We start from the raw sequence: 16837 nt of genomic DNA on the forward strand, positions 1-16837 counted from the left end.
TAATTACATACAAAAACCCCCAGCGTGCTTGTAGGCTTACCGGGGGAGTTAGTTATCAGGGTGCATCTACCAATTACATGTACTGTATTTAACAGCGACTTTCCGGATAAAACTGTATAAATATGTTTGGGTGTAGATATTTTGCATATAAAAATCCCCCAGCGTGCTTGTAGGCTTACCGGGGGAGTTAGTTATCAGGGTGCATCTACCAATTCTATGTACTCGTTTAAACAATCACTTTCCGGATAAAACTGTATAAATATGTTTGGGTGTAGATATTTTGCATATAAAAATCCCCCAGCGTGCCTGTAGGCTTACCGGGGGAGTTAGTTATCAGGGTGCATCTACCAATTACATGTACTGTATTTAACATCTACTTTCCGGATGAAATTGTAATTAGGTATCTAAAATTAAATACAAAAAACCCCCAGCGCGCTTGTAGGCTTACCGGGGGAGTTAGTTATCAGGGTGCATCTACCAATTCTATATACTTGTTTAAACAATCACTTTCCGGATGAAATTGTAATTAGGTATCTAAAATTAAATACAAAAATCCCCCAGCGTGCTTGTAGGCTTACCGGGGGAGTTAGTTATCAGGGTGCATCTACCAATTCTATGTACTTGTTTAAACAATCGCTTTCCGGATGAAATTGTAATTAGGTATCTAAAATTAAATACAAAAATCCCCCAGCGTGCTTGTAGGCTTACCGGGGGAGACAGTTATCAGGGTGCATCTACCAATTCTATGTACTCGTTTAAACAATCGCTTTCCGGATGAAATTTTAATTGGGTATCTAAAATTAAATACAAAAATCCCCCAGCGTGCTTGTAGGCTTACCGGGGGAGTTAGTTATCAGGGTGCATCTACCAATTCTATGTACTTGTTTAAACAATCGCTTTCCGGATGAAATTGTAATTGGGTATCTAAAATTAAATACAAAAATCCCCCAGCGTGCTTGTAGGCTTACCGGGGGAGTTAGTTATCAGGGTGCATCTACCAATTCTATGTACTCGTTTAAACAATCGCTTTCCGGATGAAATTTTAATTGGGTATCTAAAATTAAATACAAAAATCCCCCAGCGTGCTTGTAGGCTTACCGGGGGAGTTAGTTATCAGGGTGCATCTACCAATTCTATGTACTCGTTTAAACAATCACTTTCCGGATGAAATTGTAATTGGGTATCTAAAATTAAATACAAAAATCCCCCAGCGTGCTCGTAGGCTTACCGGGGGAGTTATTTATCAGGGTGCATCTACCAATTATATGTACTCGTTTAAACAATCACTTTCCGGATGAAATTTTAATTAAATATATAATTAAATACAAAACCCTAGCACTTTTGGGTTTATTAGGTAAGACAGTTATCAATTTGAATCTACCAGTTCTATGCACTGCATTTAACCACTACTTATTAAAGTGAATTATAATTTAGATGCAAATAAATTACGCTGATTATAGACAATGCAAAAGTAGTTATTAGTTTGCACCTACTTATTGCATGTAGTATAAGTAATGTTTTTGTATTGAGTAGATCTGTATATTTTTATATTTTTTTTGAAAACGAATAATTAGAAATAAAAAAACCCCTAGTGGAAGGCAGTCAACCAGGGGAGTTAGTTATCAGGGTGCATCTACCAATTAAATGTTCTAAAGTTAACCAGTATCTTCCGGATAAAATTGTCCAAATGCTGATAGAAGTTGTATAAGAAGCAACTTTTATTAACGTGTTTTGTATATGTCCGCACATTATCAAATATTTCTGAAGCCTTAGCGATGGCAAAAAACCAAAAAATCATCGTTATTCTTTTTTCGATAAATTTTAATGCATTTGGCGATTGCGATATTTACCAACAGTAAAAATAAATAAAAATAATATTTTTACTGAGGAATTAAAGTGCTAAGCGCATATATAAATAAGTTAGTTCTAGGCACATTTAGTTTAATCCGGATAAAGTTGTAAAGGTAGATAAACCAAAAAACCACTTTAAAATCAGAAACATGGAAGCTCTTAGATGCATCTAATGTATCAGGAAGAGCAAAACATAGACTTGAAACAAAAGCGTTTCCAACCAGATAAGTTAGGTAAACAGGAGAAGTTGTGACCCAGGAATTTCACATTTCCGTAACCCCAGTAGGGCAAAACGACTACTTGGTGCGGACGGAACAAGTCGCCCCTGGGGTACCCTTAGCAGAAGAACTGGTAAGGTGGCCGGTGGCTGATTGGTTAGCCGCTGCTGGGAGTTTAATGAACGACCCATTGCAGTCAGTATTGCAGGGCGATGCGATGGCGTTAAGCGCCTGTTTAGAAGAGACAAATGCAAGAAACTCAGTCAATTTGGTGGCACTGGGTCAGCAACTTTATAATGCGCTGTTTCAAGGCACTCTTAGGGACAGTTGGATTACGGCGCAAGGTATTGCCCAAAACCACCAACAGGTATTGCGCTTGCGTTTGGGCTTAAAGGATACGAAATTAGCTCGTCTTCCTTGGGAGGTAATGCATCAAGCCGATCGCCCAATTGCCACCGGTCCTTATATTGCTTTTTCTCGCTATCAAAGCGGAATGAGCGGAACGTCTCGCCTACCATCAAGAAATATTCCCCAGTTATCAACGAATGGTGGAATTAGAGTCTTGATGGTGATTGCTTCTCCTGCCGATCAAGTGCGTCTTAACCTGTTAAAACAAGAAGCTATCAGGCTGCAAGCGGAACTTGAGCGTAAAAACCAAGGCGGGGATCATCTTCCTGAAATTGAACTTTCGGTACTAGAGCAACCTGGAAGAGAAGAATTAACCCAAGCTTTAGAACAAGGAAATTATCACGTTCTCCACTATTCTGGCCATAGTAATTTTGGTGCAAACGGTGGCGAAATCTATTTGGTCAGCGGTAGAACTGGTTTGACCGAAACTCTGTACGGTGATGACTTGGCTGGCTTGCTGGTTAATAATAATATCCAAATGGCGGTATTTAACTCCTGTTTGGGAACTTATGCTGCCACCTCAGATAGCAATCTAGATACCGGACAGCGCAATCTAACCGAGACTTTGGTCAAGCGAGGCATAAAAAGCGTTTTGGCAATGTCGGAACGCATTCCTGACGAAGTAGCATTAACTTTAACGCAATTGTTTTACCGCAATTTATCCCAGGGATACGCGGTTGATTTGTGCGTCAGCCGGATGCGTCAGGGATTAATTTCTGCTTACAGTTCGCATCAATTGTATTGGGCGCTACCAATCTTATATCTTCAACCAGAATTTGACGGTTATTTAGACCCAGAAGTTTACTTGCCTCAAAGTGGAGAATTATTTAACGAGTACGACCCCAATAGCAGCACAATTCCAACGCTTTATGCTCCTAATTCCACACCAAGTTCTGACATGGTTCCAGTGGAAGGAACAGTCAATTCTTATGTGGTAGAAGACTCTTCGCATCTAGATTTACTAGGCGAAGATATGTGGGGAGACCTTGTTGATGAAATAGAATACGACGACCCCAGCTATTCAGAAGATTCTGCAATTGTTTCGGATTTATTTCGTCAGATAGATGATGAAAAATCTTTGACTGAGCCTCCCATGAATGCTGAGTTAGTCCAAAACGAAGATGACTACGAACAAAGACAATTATCTCCAGATCTCGATTATCAATCTGACGATACTTTGATATGGGACGAAAGTGAGCACCCAACATCAATCGGCTCCCAACAAAGTGCAGTAATCAACGAAACCCCCAATCAAGATAATTTTGCAGTCCATTTGGAGCAAAAAAATCAAGATACCACCGCATTTGCCAAAGCCGCAGCTAAAAAACAAAAACGAAACCAGCGTTTAGCGCTTCTGGGTGTCTTGGGGATAAGCGCAATTGTGTTTATTGGAGCTATAGATTATTTAATAACAAATAAACCCTCAACCGATCCAGTCACTATTGTTGGCAAACCGCAGCAATTTAATTTGGAAGATGCTTCAACGGAAAATATAACTACATACGCTGGTGAAAAACTTAGACAAGGTGAAATTAAAGAAGGTCTTAAAGCTGTAGAAGAGTTGCTCGATCGCGGTGTTTTAAGCAATGCTGAAACTGCATTAGAAAATATTGATAACGAACAACAAATTAACAATTCTCATGTCAACTTCATCAAAGGACGTTTGGCGTGGCAGTTTATTCAACAAGGCGATACCAAATACAGTATTGACGATGCTCGCCGTTACTGGGAAGTTGCGACACAAAAAGACCCCAATTCGTTTTTGTATAGAAATGCTTTAGGCTTTGCTTATTATGCAGAAGGTAAGCTTAACCGTGCTAACGATTCTTGGTTTAGAGCTTTAGATTTATCTTTTAAACAGAATCCCGCGCAAAACGTATCTAATTCAAATAGCTTAATGTCTGTACAAGCAGTTGAGAATCAAATAGTTGATAAAGAAGCTTTAACAGCTTATGCTGGTTTGGCTTTAAGCCTATACCAAACTTCTCAGGAGCAGCCTTCTGAAAAAAGGTTGAAATACTTGACAGAAGCAATCAAATATAGCCGTTTGGTGATGAAAGATAATTCAGTCAGTTTTCAGAGAAAGAGTTTAGCTCAAAATTGGTTGTGGACTAAAGAAGCGGTTCAAGATTGGCAATCTTTACTTCAACTTGACTAAACCAGTTAATGTGAAAAGTTATTAACAATACAAATCGCTTAATTATTCTTTTCGTTTTTTTTTAGCTTTACTTTGAACTTATCTGTTCTTATTTTAAAATCCACAGACTGCGTATAATCATATATTTCTTCACATTAGTTCGGATAATAAATTATCTGAATTAAATGGTTAAGACATGCAAAAACACAATTTAAATTTATGTTTATTTTTTCCGGTTTCTCCAAACAGCCGGAAAAATGGTATGCGCTTGTTGTAAATAAAGCCTTGTCAGTACGTAAATAAATATAGCTAATTTCGGTTGAGTCCACCACATTTTCAACCTCATTCTTTCAGAGCCAGAAACCCCTCTCCTTATTAAGTTGAGGTCATATTTATTTTTATTGCACCCAAATAAAAATCACTATATTTGACTTAAATTTTGATATTTTTATCTTTATCTTAAGACCTAGATAATTGTCATACCAATTCTGTATCGCTCTGTGCCTGGAAGGCTGGAGCTACCAATACAAAGCCAACCTACGTTGGCTAAATATGGCGCATCTTTATAAAGAAATCGTATTACAACACCAGCGTTAGTGGGTTACACTACAAGCTTGATTATGACGCTTAACCAAGCAAAGAGAATTAGACACTCTAAAATAAACAGGAATGGCCGCAATTGTCACAATGCCCGTTTGGTGCGTGACACTGAAAACATTGTTACTACGTTCACAGTTACTCAAAGTGTCACAGCACCCTACAAGAAAAATGTGCCGGTTGCGTAAGTCCTAATAAAAAAAGATGCCTTTTTGCTAAGCCCCAATATTTTTATCTTTATCCATTAAAGAAAGCTAAATTACAAATTATACGTCTCAAAATGTAACTATCAATTATAAAATAATCGACTTTACCGTAATTGTCTTATCTTGTACTGGATATTTCTAATAAATAAGATCGATAATAGACTGAATACTTACTGAAGCAGTATTAACTCCCAATTTACTGACTTCAAAATTAATGATGAGTAACTAGCAAAAATCAACTTTGTTGCTTTCAAATCTCATAATTTACGAACAAAATTCAACCGCGAACTAGTGTTTGTAGCCCAAATACTACCATCAGCTAAAACTTGATATTGGGTTAAAAACTATTAACTATTAAACGTATGCCTAGGAGAAATAACACATCCCAACAGCAAAGTAAACCCTTTGTTTTTCGGTGTCGCGTGCAAATAGATTCGGGATGCTTAACAAGAGAAATAGCCGAAAGGCTGGCTCCGTTTCTAGAAGAATCTCAGACAAAATATGCTATTGGTGATTATTTACGCAAACAGAAAAAATCCGGTCAAACTTTGATAGATTTTAGGACTGATATGGGTATTTGGCAAGTAGAATTTAGTGGAAGAAGAGGTGGATGTTATTTATGGGATTTATATTTTATTTCACCCTATTGTGTTGCAGGTTAAAGAATTTATCTCTTCCCGATTCTAAATACGACAAGCCCCAATATTTTTACCATTAATAGAGCCTTTCATCCCAATTAATACAGATTGAACTCGTTGTTTTGGAGTTCCATGATGATGTTCGTTACCCCAAGCATAATCGCCAATTCTATAAGCGAAGGTAGCAATTTCACGAATATCTCGATTATCAAGAGTAATATTTGGAATTAATCCTAAATATACTCCAGCTAAACAATCTGCTTGTAATTCCGTAATCGGAATAGCTCTGGGTGCAAACCCGTGAATAGTTTGCATTGCATGAGCGTATTCATGGGCAACAATATAAGCTAAGGCTGCATCTCCATGTTGGTAAGCCATGCGAATATCTCTGTTAGTAATGTAAACCGTGTGATTTAACTTGCAATAGTGACTACCATAAATACGTCCGCAAGCAGAGCGATTTCCTAAGCTAACATTCCAAACTAGTCTTGGAGTCGCTCTATAACCGTGAATATGTTGAATTCCTTCATACACTCCATTTATTACTGCTTTTGGCGACCATTCTCTTGCATTGGCAGGAGAACTTGAAAGTATGTATCCAATGCTGATGATAGATGTTGTTAGTGCTTTTAATAGTTTCATTTAGTTTAATTCCGAAATTTATAGATTTATTCCACAAATCACTGTGAAATAAGGATATTTCGGAAACAATTACTCAATAAATGCAAAGTTTTTTGTAAGTATTGGCGTTATATTATAAGCAATATAAAAATTACACCAAGGGTCAAAGGTTAAAGGTATTAAACCCCTTGCAAGGAATGAAGCTTACATATTATTTAATTCCTTCAAACGGCCCTAAATAAGTTGGTTTAGGACGAGTAATATGAACTTGCCATAATGCTTTAATAGTAGAAATATATTCTCTGAAGGTATAGCGCATTATAGTTTCTCGACGATAATTTTCCCAATCAGGAGTACCCAATCCTACAGCATCTACACCTAATTGTTGGCAAAGATAAACTGCGCGGGGTAAATGGAAGTTTTGAGTAACTACAACCGCTTGGTTAACTCCGAAAATAGCATTCGCACGATAGCAGCTTTGATAAGTTTTGAAACCGGCATAATCCAAAGTAATATCCTTTTGAGGAATGCCCAATTTCATTGCATAACGCTTCATTACGGTTACTTCATCGTAATCTTCACTACTATTGTCGCCACTCATCAACAGCTTTTGTACTTTTCCGAGCTTGTAAAGTTCCGCAGCAGCAGATATCCTATCTGCTAGCATCGGAGAAGGGCTATCGTTATAAATTCCGGCACCTAAAACAATAGCAACTCGTTGTGAAGGAATTTGATTGGGATTATTATAGCGGCGACTGCTAGTTACTATTTTTACATAAAAGTTAAGTGCCAAAGGTGTTATAACAGCACTTAAAAGCAGCACTCCAGATAATAATCGCCAGTGCTGCAATAACCATTTTGGTAGCATTTATATTGGGTGTGTTGTGAGGATTATTCTGTTTTAGCAGACGTAGGATGGGTGTTGGTGTTTCGGCTCTGCTTCAATAGTTGACAGAAGGCAGAGCCTTCCTTATGTGTATTACAAGGCAGAGCCTTGTAACAAGAGTACGAGAGTCTTGCTTTTAATTTAAACTTTAGCTATCTCACCCGCTGCGACATCCACATTCAGCCGTTTAAACATAGCTTCGCGCCCTTGCATGGCTAAAGTGTCATCTAAAGGAGTCAAAGAAATCGCTTCTTGATATTTTTGTCGCAAGGCAGTTTGAATTAACCAATCAGCCACAACCGGATTTTTCGGTAATAATGGTCCGTGGGAATAAGTCGCGATCGCATTTTGGTAAAAGGCTCCTTCGGTTCCATCTTCACCGTTATTTCCCAATCCATAAACTACCTTACCTAAAGCTTCGGTTTTGCCTAACTGAGTACGTCCGCCGTGATTTTCAAAACCGACTAAATAAGGTGTAGCTCCACCCAACATTTCTGTTAAATCTTTGGCTAATTTAGCAGCTGTAACTTCTATGACTAAATTACCAATGCAGCGACGAGTATTTTCTCCGGGATGCACGGAAACTAAATCCAAGATTCCCAAACCTTCTATTCTCTGCCCTAAGCCTGGTTCGTAATAATGTCCTAATAGTTGCGGGGAGCCGCAGGTAAAAACCCCAGGGGTACCATTATCAAGCTGCTCGCGCATGGCATCAGCCTTCTCGCCTTGCAAATCGCGCATCACGATTTCTTGCTGCCTATCCTGTGCGCCACCACCAACTATGACATCTACAGATTTAATATCATCAGCAGTAGAATTTTGGTCTAGGGGCACAACTTTAACGTCATATCCTCGCCATTGAGCGCGACGTTGGATGACGATAACATTACCCCTGTCTCCGTAAGTACTCATTAACTGCGGATACAGCCAGCCTATAGTTAATTCAAATTTTTGGTTACTGTTGCTCATAATAATTTGTTGCGTTTAAAGAAATATCGGGGAGGGTAGAGGGGGTAGAGGGGGTAGAAATAAAATTCCTAACTGATAACTGATAACTGTTAACTGAAATTACCGAATCTTCTTACCAGTCAATGCTTCTCGTACATCTAACATGGCTGTATATGTGGGTAAGATATGCAAAGTTTCGTTTTCGGGGGTATTTTCCAAAGCAGTTGTAATTGCTTTTCGTAAATCTTCTTCGACAATTAAGTTCAAATTTCGATCCGCAGAATTTTCGCTGTAGCGCAGGCGTAAAGCCATATCATAAACGCGATCGCCGCTGACAATTAAGGTACCTCCCCGCTGTACCAATTTCTCGGTATCAACATCCCAAATCCAGGATACGTCTTCCCCATCCTGCACTCTATCGTTCAAAACCAGCAAAGTTGTTTTATTATTACTTTCGGTAACTACACGAATGGTTTCGTTAGTACCTACCGGATTTTTTGATAGCAAAATACGTACTTGCTTGCCATTTATGGTTAATTCTTCCGCACGCCCAAAGGCTGGTTGAAATTTGGGAATTGCTTTACGGATGTTAGCTTCGTCAATTCCTAATTCTTTAGCGGCAGTGGCTGCGGCTAAGGTATTGTATTTGTTATAAAGTCCTACTAAAACTTGTTCCCATTCGCGACTTTTTAAATCGGGTTCGCTTTTCGCAAAGCCACAGCTCGAACAAGTATAATCTCCTAAATGGGATAGATATACACCTTCATAATCTAAAGAATGTCCGCAATTAGGACAATAAATTGAATCTACTGCATGGGGAATCGCTTCTAGATACTTTTCCGGTTCGTTTAAACCAAAAAATACTACTTTTTGGGATAGCTGCTGTCCTAAGTAAGATAAAGTCGGATCGTCAGCGTTGGGAATAACTACTGTATCGGGAGCCAAAGTAGAAATTGCTTTTGTCCAGCGCTTGCTAATAGAATCTACTTCACCATATCTATCAAGCTGATCGCGAAATAAATTTAAACAAAGAATTACTTTTGGTTGAATAGGCTGCAATACTTTAGCAACGATATTTTCATCAACTTCTAAAATGGCGTAATCTACATTTAAATTACCAATCAAGTTGGTACTTTCCATCAAAGCAGTTACCAAACCATTTTCCAGATTAGCCCCAGTAGAATTATGAGCAACCCGGAAACCTTGCTCTTCCAACATGGTGCGTAATAGTAAAGACGTAGTCGTTTTACCATTGGTACCAGCAATTAAAATAATGCCATGTTTAACCTGCTGGCTCAAAGATTGCAAAAGTTTGGGTTCAATACGTCGTGCAATTGAACCAGGTAAAACAGAAGCTGCACCCAAACGCAAAGTACGGACTCCAAAAGTCACGCTTTTTGCAGCAGACACAGCCAAACCAAGCCTGAGTTTATCTATAAATTGAACTTTTGCCACAAACGTACCCTAAAAGATATAAGTTTTAAATTTAATAAGCGTGAGTTTAGCGAATCCCCGGAGAAAAATCTAGCCTTAACGTAACAAATAAGGGAGATAGGCTAATAGTTAATAGGTAATGGGTGATAGTGATGGGGAGAGAAAAAACCAAGAATTAGCAATTCCCAATTACCAATGCCCAATTCCCAATTCCCAATTTATTTTTGACCTTTAACCCGTTATGCGCTCAGAATATTTATATATCCATATGTTGAAACTAATTTCAGCACAAAGTAAAAACAATATCTAGCTTAAAAGGTTGCTTTGGATGAATAAATTAAAGTCGTATATTTTACATATGTTTTCTTACAGTTGGCAGCGCTGTTTGTCTTTGTTGATGTTAATAAGTTGTATCCTACTTACAACTGTGCATCCCGTATTAGCAGCTATCAATGACGATACTTATGAAGGCAATATTTTTATGGTTTATGCTGGCAACGGTTCGCTGGTTCCCGCACATGCAACTTTAGCCGAAGCTTTAGCAAATCATAAGCCTGCCATGATAGCTTTCTACGTGGATGACAGTAGCGATTGCAAAGAATACGCTGTTGTTATTTCCCGCATACAGTCATATTACGGTAAAGCGGCAGAAATTATTCCTGTAGACGTAGATAGAATTCAACTCGAAGCCAATGATTCTCCTACCCAACCAGATTATTACTATGCCGGTGGTGTACCTCAAGTAGTAGTATTTAATCAAGAGGGAGATGTGATTTTAAACAAAAAAGGGCAAGTACCTTTTGAAGAAATAGATGACAAGTTTAGAGAAGTGTTTGATTTACTACCGCGTTCTGAATCCGTAGAATTAAGACGCCGTTCCTTTAATGAGTTCAGTAGCGAGTTATCTGAATAACTTATAGTGCCGAAAAATTTGTTCGGCACTTATTTTTTAGTGATATCTAATACTGCAATCTCCAAAATGAGAGGGTAATATCTAAGGGTCAGTTCTGAAGTATTTGCTTTCTTACTGCTAACTGATAATTGGTAAATATAATAATTATTAGAGTGTATTCTGATGTCAGAAGTTTACACTACCGAGGAATTAATTCAAATTTTGACAGAGGAGCGCCAAGCTTGTCTGACAGGAAAACGTTTGAAGTTAGATGTGAAGGTATCTGGTAATCCTGTAATTGACCAGTTTATCAAAACAGAAGGATTGCAAAAGTTTACTGCCTATCAAGACTTTAAAGCTGCCATTCATGAATACCAAAGAGAACATCAGGTTTCGGGTATTGTATGGCGAGAGGTGAATGTTAAAGGCAATAATTTATGTTACCCAGAAGTCGATGGGCAGTTAATTGCGCTACAGAATGATTTGAAAATATTAGAGTCTGCCACAAATTCAATTTTAGAATTTTGGTATAAAGTTACTATTGGTATGGAGTTTTATTTAAGTGTTAGTAATGGCAAGCAGTATCAAAAAATTAGTATAGAAGATATTAAAAGAATAGAAACTAGAACTCAATGGGCTAGTTTATGGAAATGGGAAAATTCTAACTTTTTAGAAATCATTTTACAGTTGGGATGGGGAAAGCCCGAAGAAGCTTGTTATAAAAGGGGTTTCCCCGCTGCTGGTAGTGAATTTATCCATGCTGTTAATCCCGGCAAACAACCTATTGGTTAAACCTCACCCTCAGTCCCTCTCCTTATTAAGGAGATGGATGTAACTGTATTCTACACAACTTAAACCGCTATAATTTAAGGTTTAAAAGTCTTGTAAATGATATTCGCCATTTCTTTTATAAATTTATTTAGTTAAATCTTAAAATTTGCATAAATCAAGGTGAAAAAACATCAGTAATTTATGCTTTTTGGTAAAAAAGTTTCTTTCTGTAGCTAGATGTAATCATGGTGAAAAATGAAATTTAATGGTACCAATTATGTTTTCGGGTTATTTCAGTATGAAATGAATTCCGAATACTTGATTTGATATTTATTTTTTATATAAACAATGATTGTATCAATTCTGTTACGGCTGTTTATTGCATTATTGATACTCAGCTTAATTATTCTCATCGGTTTTTATTTCCGAGGAGCCTTTCGCGATCGCGTCAAATATCGAGTCAAGAATCCGCTCAAACCAGATGAACCAGAATTTCCGTATGCCTTAGCTAGCACGACAAATTCTTTTATTAGTAATGGGGTAGTTACCGATTTCTGGAATCAAGCTGCTGATATTCAACAAGCTCGTTTAGATGCTATCGGTAAAGCACAATATACAATTAACTTTGAAACTTTCTTTATGACTCCCGGTAAGAGAGCGGATGACTTTGCAATTGCCCTCGCCGAAAGAGCAGGTGCGGGTGTTGAAGTCAGGTTGATTGTAGATCAATACGGCACAAAAGATATATCTAAACAATACTGGCAGCGTTTGCGAGCAACGGGGGTAAAAGTATCCTTTTTCAATTCCTTTAACTGGAAAGCTCCTTTAGATTATGCCGGTCGTACTCACCGTAAACTATTATTAATTGATAGTAAATTTGGTTTAGTCGGTGGTGCTGGTATTTCCGATCTTTGGGATGGTACCCAAAAAGATGATGATACTCAGCCTTGGTTAGATGTAGAGATGCGTCTCGAAGGAGAAATTATTCAACTTTTAGAAGGAGTATTTTCGCAACACTGGACTTTTGAAGACTGTACTGCAAATTTCTCTAAGCAAAAGTTTCAAATTGCTGAGGATAACAAGAAACATCATTTAATGCTAGTAGTACCGGGAGCTAACCCAAGAATACGTTTTTCACCGATTCAGAATTTTAAATACAACAGTTTTATTTGTGCTACAAAAAGGATTTGGCTTGCTAGCCCTTATTTTTTACCCGATAAACATTCTATAAACCTATTGGTAGAAGCAAAACAAAAAGGGGTAGACGTTCGCATTCTTACTACTAGCAAGCGTAGCGATAAAAAGCCCGTTTATTATGCTTCTTACGAGCATTACGGTAAATTGCTTGAAGGTGGTGTCGAAATTTATGAATTTCAACCCAGCATGACTCACGCAAAATTGTTGTTAATTGATGATATTTGGGCAACAACTGGAAGTGCAAATTTTGACCCCCGCAGCCTTGTTCATAACGAAGAGTTAGATATTTGTAGCGCCCAGCCTGAATTAGTAGAAGGGATTAGAGATACTTTTGAAAAAGGTTTTACTCAAAGTAAACGCATTACTTATGATGAGTGGAAAAAACGCTCTTTAATTAAGCACAGAATATTGGGTAATATAGTTGATTTCTTTCAATGGCAGTTGTAAAAGGGAATTGGGCATGGGGCATTGGGCATTGTTCATAGGGTTAGATATTTTGGCATCGCAGGGCATTTGTCGATAGTACTTACGATAAAAATTATAAATACAATCGGGTGGACATAAATATATGCCCACCCAATTATTTAAGAAAGCTTAGAAAGTATTAAAGCAAACCATTGATTTTTATCTGTCCAGATTTTTTGTGTAACTAAACCCTTGGTTTTAAGTAAATGCTGAATACCATCAATCTCAAATTTGCGAGATATTTCGGTATGGATTGTTTCGCCTTTTTCAAAGTTAAGTTTGAGGTTAAGGGTGCCTAATTCTGCTGTCTGAGTTTCTAAAGAGCGTAAATAGGTTTCTATTTGATGTTTTGTTTCATTGTAAAATGTCCAATGTTCAAACTTTGTTGCGTCAAAATTACCGTCAAAGCGACGATTTAAATGATTCAATACGTTTAAATTAAAAGCAGCAGTGACTCCCGCAGCATCTCTATAAGCTGGTTCTAAAATCTCTTTGGACTTATGCAAATCTACCCCCAGCAAGAAATATTCTCCTAACTGCAAACCAGCAGTAATCTGAGATAGAAATTCATCGCATTTTTGGGGATTTAAATTACCCAAAGTACTGCCAATAAACCCAATCATGCGATTGGGTAATTCGCTTTGCTCTAATTCTCCTAAAGCTTGTTCGTAAGTTCCCGCTAATGCGTGAACCTTTAACCAAGGATAATCGACCAAAAGCTGTCTGGCACTTGCTTCTAAAATACCTGCACTAACATCTACAGGAAAATAGTGTAGAGGATAACCAAGCTTTTGGTAAGCATCTAACAAAATACGGGTTTTTGTTGAACTACCGCTACCGAGTTCAATAAATTCGCAAGCACCAGTTATCTGAGCGATTTCTTCAGCACAATTTTGTAAAATCGAAGTCTCGGTTCTGGTAACATAATATTCCGGTAGTTCGCAAATCTCTTCAAATAATTCAGAACCACGATCGTCGTATAAGTAACGTGGAGGAAGGAATTTAGATTTATTAGTTAATCCTTCAACTACATCGCTTCCATCAGGAGAGGAAACTTCTTTCGTTCGCTGTTGTAAGTGTTGAACTTTTAAGCGACTTTCAACGCTTTGAGAGTAACCTACTTCGCTGCTGGTAGCTGGAGAAAATGTCATAAAAAATCTCGGTAGTTTGGGTTGAGAGGTTGCAATAATTGCAAACCTCAAACCAAACCAGATTACCAGCGAACAGTTACCACTGAACAGTTTTTAGTTAGGAATTATGATGTGGAAGCAGAAAATAGCATTGATAAATTGATTTCGCCCTATCTAGAATCTTTCCATATTCGTTACATAGCACAGCGAAATCCGGCGAACATCTGACGCAATCCGGGATGATACCAATTACGAAAACTACTTCGTAAAGCCCAGGGGCGAGTAGCCCAACTTCCACCTTTGAGAACTCGATGCTCGTTGTCAAAATATATTTGGGAGTAGCCTTCGTAGGGATAATCTTCAAAGCCTTCATAGCCAAGAAACCAGCTATTAGTCCATTCCCATACGTTTCCTAAAGTATCGTATAACCCGTAAGTGCTTTGTCCTGATGGGTAAGCATTTACTGGGGTTGTTTGGCTGTGAATATTATTGTAGTTACACTTTTCAGGTGTCGGTTGTTGGTTTCCCCAAGGATAAATGCGACGACATTGCGATGTTTCATCCCAACTTGCAGCTTTCTCCCATTCAGCTTCTGTCGGCAAGCGCTTACCTACAAACTTCGCGTAAGCTTCTGCTTCATACCAACTTACACCCCAAACCGGATTATTGTACCAAGCTGGATTGTCTTCCCAATAAAGCGGCTTTGTAGCTTGTTCTGCTTGCAACCATTCCCAACCAGCTTTCGACCACCACTGACGATTTTTATAACCCTCAGCTTCCATAAATATTCGATATTGCTTGCAAGTTACGGGATAGCGATCGATAGAGTATGTATCCAAATAGACTTTGTGGCTAGAGCGTTCGTTATCAAGAGCATCCAGAGAATTGCTACCCATTTCAAATTCTCCCGCCCGAATTTGAATCATCTCGTTGAGAGGATTGGGAAGTAGGGGAGAAGAAGAACAAGAAAGATGCCAATAATTTTCTTTTAAATTCTTGGATTGTTGATTTTTGATTAACTCCAACACAAAACTAATAGTTTCACTATGCTGGCTTTCATGCTGTAGCAAAAAACGATATAAACGTTCTTGTTGTTTCAAATCAGTTTTTTCCATATGACAAAGAACGCGATCGCGAACTGTGTCGAGGAAATAAAGAGTTTCTGCTAAAGAAGGTAGTGTTACCCGCTGATTTTTTGGTAAGCCATCTGCTGTATACAACTTACAATATTGTGGAAACGAGCAAGGTAAAGCTGCTGTTCGTTCTAATATCCACAAAGATTCAGTATAGGCAATATGACCTAAATGCCAACCTACCGGGCTAAAGTCTGGATGAGCTTGACTGCAAAAAGTCGTTTCATCCATACCTTTAAATAAAAGTAGGGTTTTAGCCCGACATTCAGTAAAAGCGTCAATCAGGCTTTGTTTTAAACTGGTTTGTTTTAAACTAGATTTGCTCAATTCTGATATCACAATCTTTTCCAACACTGAGAATGCTATTTTCTGGAAACGAATTCCAATTACCTTTAAACAGCGGTTCGGAAGCAATGATTACGGAGTTTGAGAAAGTCGAATCATTTTCTAGCCAATATAGAGATGGTGATTGAGCTTCTACACTAAAACGAGAAGCTACAAGACGATTTCCATCACTGATTACTACATTCGCTAAAGTATAAGTATTATAAGTCTCTGTTAATTCTTTTAATTTAAGTAAAGTCAAGTGCAAAGCTTGCTCTAAACTTTTACCAGGATTATTTTGTAATTCGTTAAGTAACAGAGCAAAGATATGTTCCGAATCTGTAGTTCCATTTACCCACTGATAAATTTCATTACTTAGTTGTTTGCGTATAGGTCTGTATAGACTCTGACGAAACGTATCAATCTTACCATTATGAATAAACAATAAACCTTCTTTTTTAAATGGCTGACAATTACTTAGATCGAGAGCTTGTCCCAAAGTCGCGCTGCGAACATAAGACACTACGCAATCGGATTCTATATAACGACTCAGACCGGGCAAATTAGTATCATTCCAAATAGGTAACGAGCTTTTATAAGTATAAGGTTCGGTATCCTTTAGAGCATGATACCAACCTACGCCAAAGCCATCAGCATTAACGGTTCCCGACATCATTTCCTGGGGTTGATAGCTTTGAACTATCAGTGAATGTTCGTGGTTGTATAGTAAATTTTCCAAAGAAATAGACGAACCAAGATAAGCAAGTAATCGGCACATAAAATCAGCGAACAGTTATCAGTGAACAGTGAACAGTTACCAGTTAGCAATTTATTGTTTCTTAATTCTTAATATGATGTCCTTCAAATTACCCATAATAGTCATTGCGAGTGAAGCGAAGCATTCCCAAGATCCTGCGGTTGCTTCCCACAGCGAACAATGACGGAAACAGATTTAGGAGTTAGGAATTAAATCATTAAGTA

Annotated in this window: 12 protein-coding genes; 5 read left to right on the forward strand and 7 right to left on the reverse strand. The window is 38.0% G+C overall.

Going from position 1 to position 16837, the window contains the following annotated elements; translation table 11 throughout:
* Positions 1-2100 precede the first annotated feature (2100 nt).
* Both hetF and RIV7116_RS18800 read left to right on the forward strand, forming a co-directional pair.
* The gene (gene hetF, locus RIV7116_RS18795; protein ID WP_015119892.1) at positions 2101-4635 is read left to right on the forward strand and encodes a cell division protein HetF; all 2535 of its coding nucleotides are present in this window, start codon (positions 2101-2103) and stop codon (positions 4633-4635) included.
* Between the two features lie 1144 nt (positions 4636-5779).
* On the forward strand, positions 5780-6079 hold the full coding sequence (locus RIV7116_RS18800; RefSeq protein WP_015119893.1) for a hypothetical protein: 300 nt from the start codon (positions 5780-5782) through the stop codon (positions 6077-6079).
* 21 nt (positions 6080-6100) lie between these two features.
* Here RIV7116_RS18800 and RIV7116_RS18805 read toward each other — a convergent pair whose 3' ends face one another.
* The 4 genes from RIV7116_RS18805 to RIV7116_RS18820 all read right to left on the reverse strand — a co-directional run bounded on the left by RIV7116_RS18805 (position 6101) and on the right by RIV7116_RS18820 (position 9965).
* Positions 6101-6697 (reverse strand): neutral zinc metallopeptidase, encoded by a 597-nt coding sequence (locus RIV7116_RS18805; RefSeq protein WP_015119894.1) that lies wholly within the window; start codon positions 6695-6697, stop codon positions 6101-6103.
* A 190-nt stretch (positions 6698-6887) separates the two neighbouring features.
* Entirely contained in the window at positions 6888-7544 is a 657-nt protein-coding gene (locus RIV7116_RS18810; protein WP_015119895.1) for a vancomycin high temperature exclusion protein, read from the reverse strand.
* 159 nt (positions 7545-7703) lie between these two features.
* On the reverse strand, positions 7704-8531 hold the full coding sequence (locus RIV7116_RS18815) for a type 1 glutamine amidotransferase (protein ID WP_015119896.1): 828 nt from the start codon (positions 8529-8531) through the stop codon (positions 7704-7706).
* A 99-nt stretch (positions 8532-8630) separates the two neighbouring features.
* Positions 8631-9965 carry a Mur ligase family protein gene (locus RIV7116_RS18820; RefSeq protein WP_015119897.1) on the reverse strand — a complete coding sequence of 445 codons (1335 nt, stop codon included), beginning with the start codon at positions 9963-9965 and terminating at the stop codon, positions 8631-8633.
* A 307-nt stretch (positions 9966-10272) separates the two neighbouring features.
* Between RIV7116_RS18820 and RIV7116_RS18825 the strand changes: the two genes are divergently transcribed.
* From RIV7116_RS18825 to RIV7116_RS18835, 3 genes are all read left to right on the forward strand, one after another.
* Positions 10273-10857, forward strand: coding sequence for a thylakoid membrane photosystem I accumulation factor (locus RIV7116_RS18825; RefSeq protein WP_015119898.1), 585 nt, complete (start codon positions 10273-10275; stop codon positions 10855-10857).
* 162 nt (positions 10858-11019) lie between these two features.
* Positions 11020-11628, forward strand: a complete 609-nt coding sequence (locus RIV7116_RS18830) for a hypothetical protein (RefSeq protein ID WP_015119899.1) — start codon at positions 11020-11022, stop codon at positions 11626-11628.
* Positions 11629-11955: 327 nt separating this feature from the next.
* The gene (locus tag RIV7116_RS18835; RefSeq protein ID WP_015119900.1) at positions 11956-13251 is read left to right on the forward strand and encodes a phosphatidylserine/phosphatidylglycerophosphate/cardiolipin synthase family protein; all 1296 of its coding nucleotides are present in this window, start codon (positions 11956-11958) and stop codon (positions 13249-13251) included.
* A 137-nt stretch (positions 13252-13388) separates the two neighbouring features.
* On the opposite strand, the gene egtD is transcribed toward RIV7116_RS18835, so the two are convergent.
* The 3 genes from egtD to egtC all read right to left on the reverse strand — a co-directional run bounded on the left by egtD (position 13389) and on the right by egtC (position 16634).
* Positions 13389-14420, reverse strand: a complete 1032-nt coding sequence (gene egtD / locus RIV7116_RS18840; RefSeq protein WP_015119901.1) for an L-histidine N(alpha)-methyltransferase — start codon at positions 14418-14420, stop codon at positions 13389-13391.
* Between the two features lie 173 nt (positions 14421-14593).
* Complete coding sequence (locus tag RIV7116_RS18845) at positions 14594-15871, reverse strand: ergothioneine biosynthesis protein EgtB (protein ID WP_015119902.1); 1278 nt, start codon at positions 15869-15871, stop codon at positions 14594-14596.
* The gene (egtC, locus tag RIV7116_RS18850) at positions 15846-16634 is read right to left on the reverse strand and encodes an ergothioneine biosynthesis protein EgtC (RefSeq protein ID WP_015119903.1); all 789 of its coding nucleotides are present in this window, start codon (positions 16632-16634) and stop codon (positions 15846-15848) included. The genes RIV7116_RS18845 and egtC overlap by 26 nt, the downstream gene beginning before the upstream one ends.
* Positions 16635-16837: the final 203 nt, after the last annotated feature.

Source organism: Rivularia sp. PCC 7116, from assembly GCF_000316665.1.
In the GTDB taxonomy this organism is placed as follows: Bacteria; Cyanobacteriota; Cyanobacteriia; order Cyanobacteriales; family Nostocaceae; genus Rivularia.

Bases quoted from the DNA above. Each gene is read 5' to 3' on its own strand.
- RIV7116_RS18800 (WP_015119893.1), top strand. From the start codon at position 5,780: ATGCCTAGGAGAAATAACACATCCCAACAGCAAAGTAAACCCTTTGTT.
- RIV7116_RS18805 (WP_015119894.1), bottom strand. From the start codon at position 6,697: ATGAAACTATTAAAAGCACTAACAACATCTATCATCAGCATTGGATAC.
- RIV7116_RS18810 (WP_015119895.1), bottom strand. From the start codon at position 7,544: ATGCTACCAAAATGGTTATTGCAGCACTGGCGATTATTATCTGGAGTG.
- RIV7116_RS18815 (WP_015119896.1), bottom strand. From the start codon at position 8,531: ATGAGCAACAGTAACCAAAAATTTGAATTAACTATAGGCTGGCTGTAT.
- RIV7116_RS18825 (WP_015119898.1), top strand. From the start codon at position 10,273: ATGAATAAATTAAAGTCGTATATTTTACATATGTTTTCTTACAGTTGG.
- RIV7116_RS18830 (WP_015119899.1), top strand. From the start codon at position 11,020: ATGTCAGAAGTTTACACTACCGAGGAATTAATTCAAATTTTGACAGAG.
- RIV7116_RS18835 (WP_015119900.1), top strand. From the start codon at position 11,956: ATGATTGTATCAATTCTGTTACGGCTGTTTATTGCATTATTGATACTC.
- egtD (WP_015119901.1), bottom strand. From the start codon at position 14,420: ATGACATTTTCTCCAGCTACCAGCAGCGAAGTAGGTTACTCTCAAAGC.
- egtC (WP_015119903.1), bottom strand. From the start codon at position 16,634: ATGTGCCGATTACTTGCTTATCTTGGTTCGTCTATTTCTTTGGAAAAT.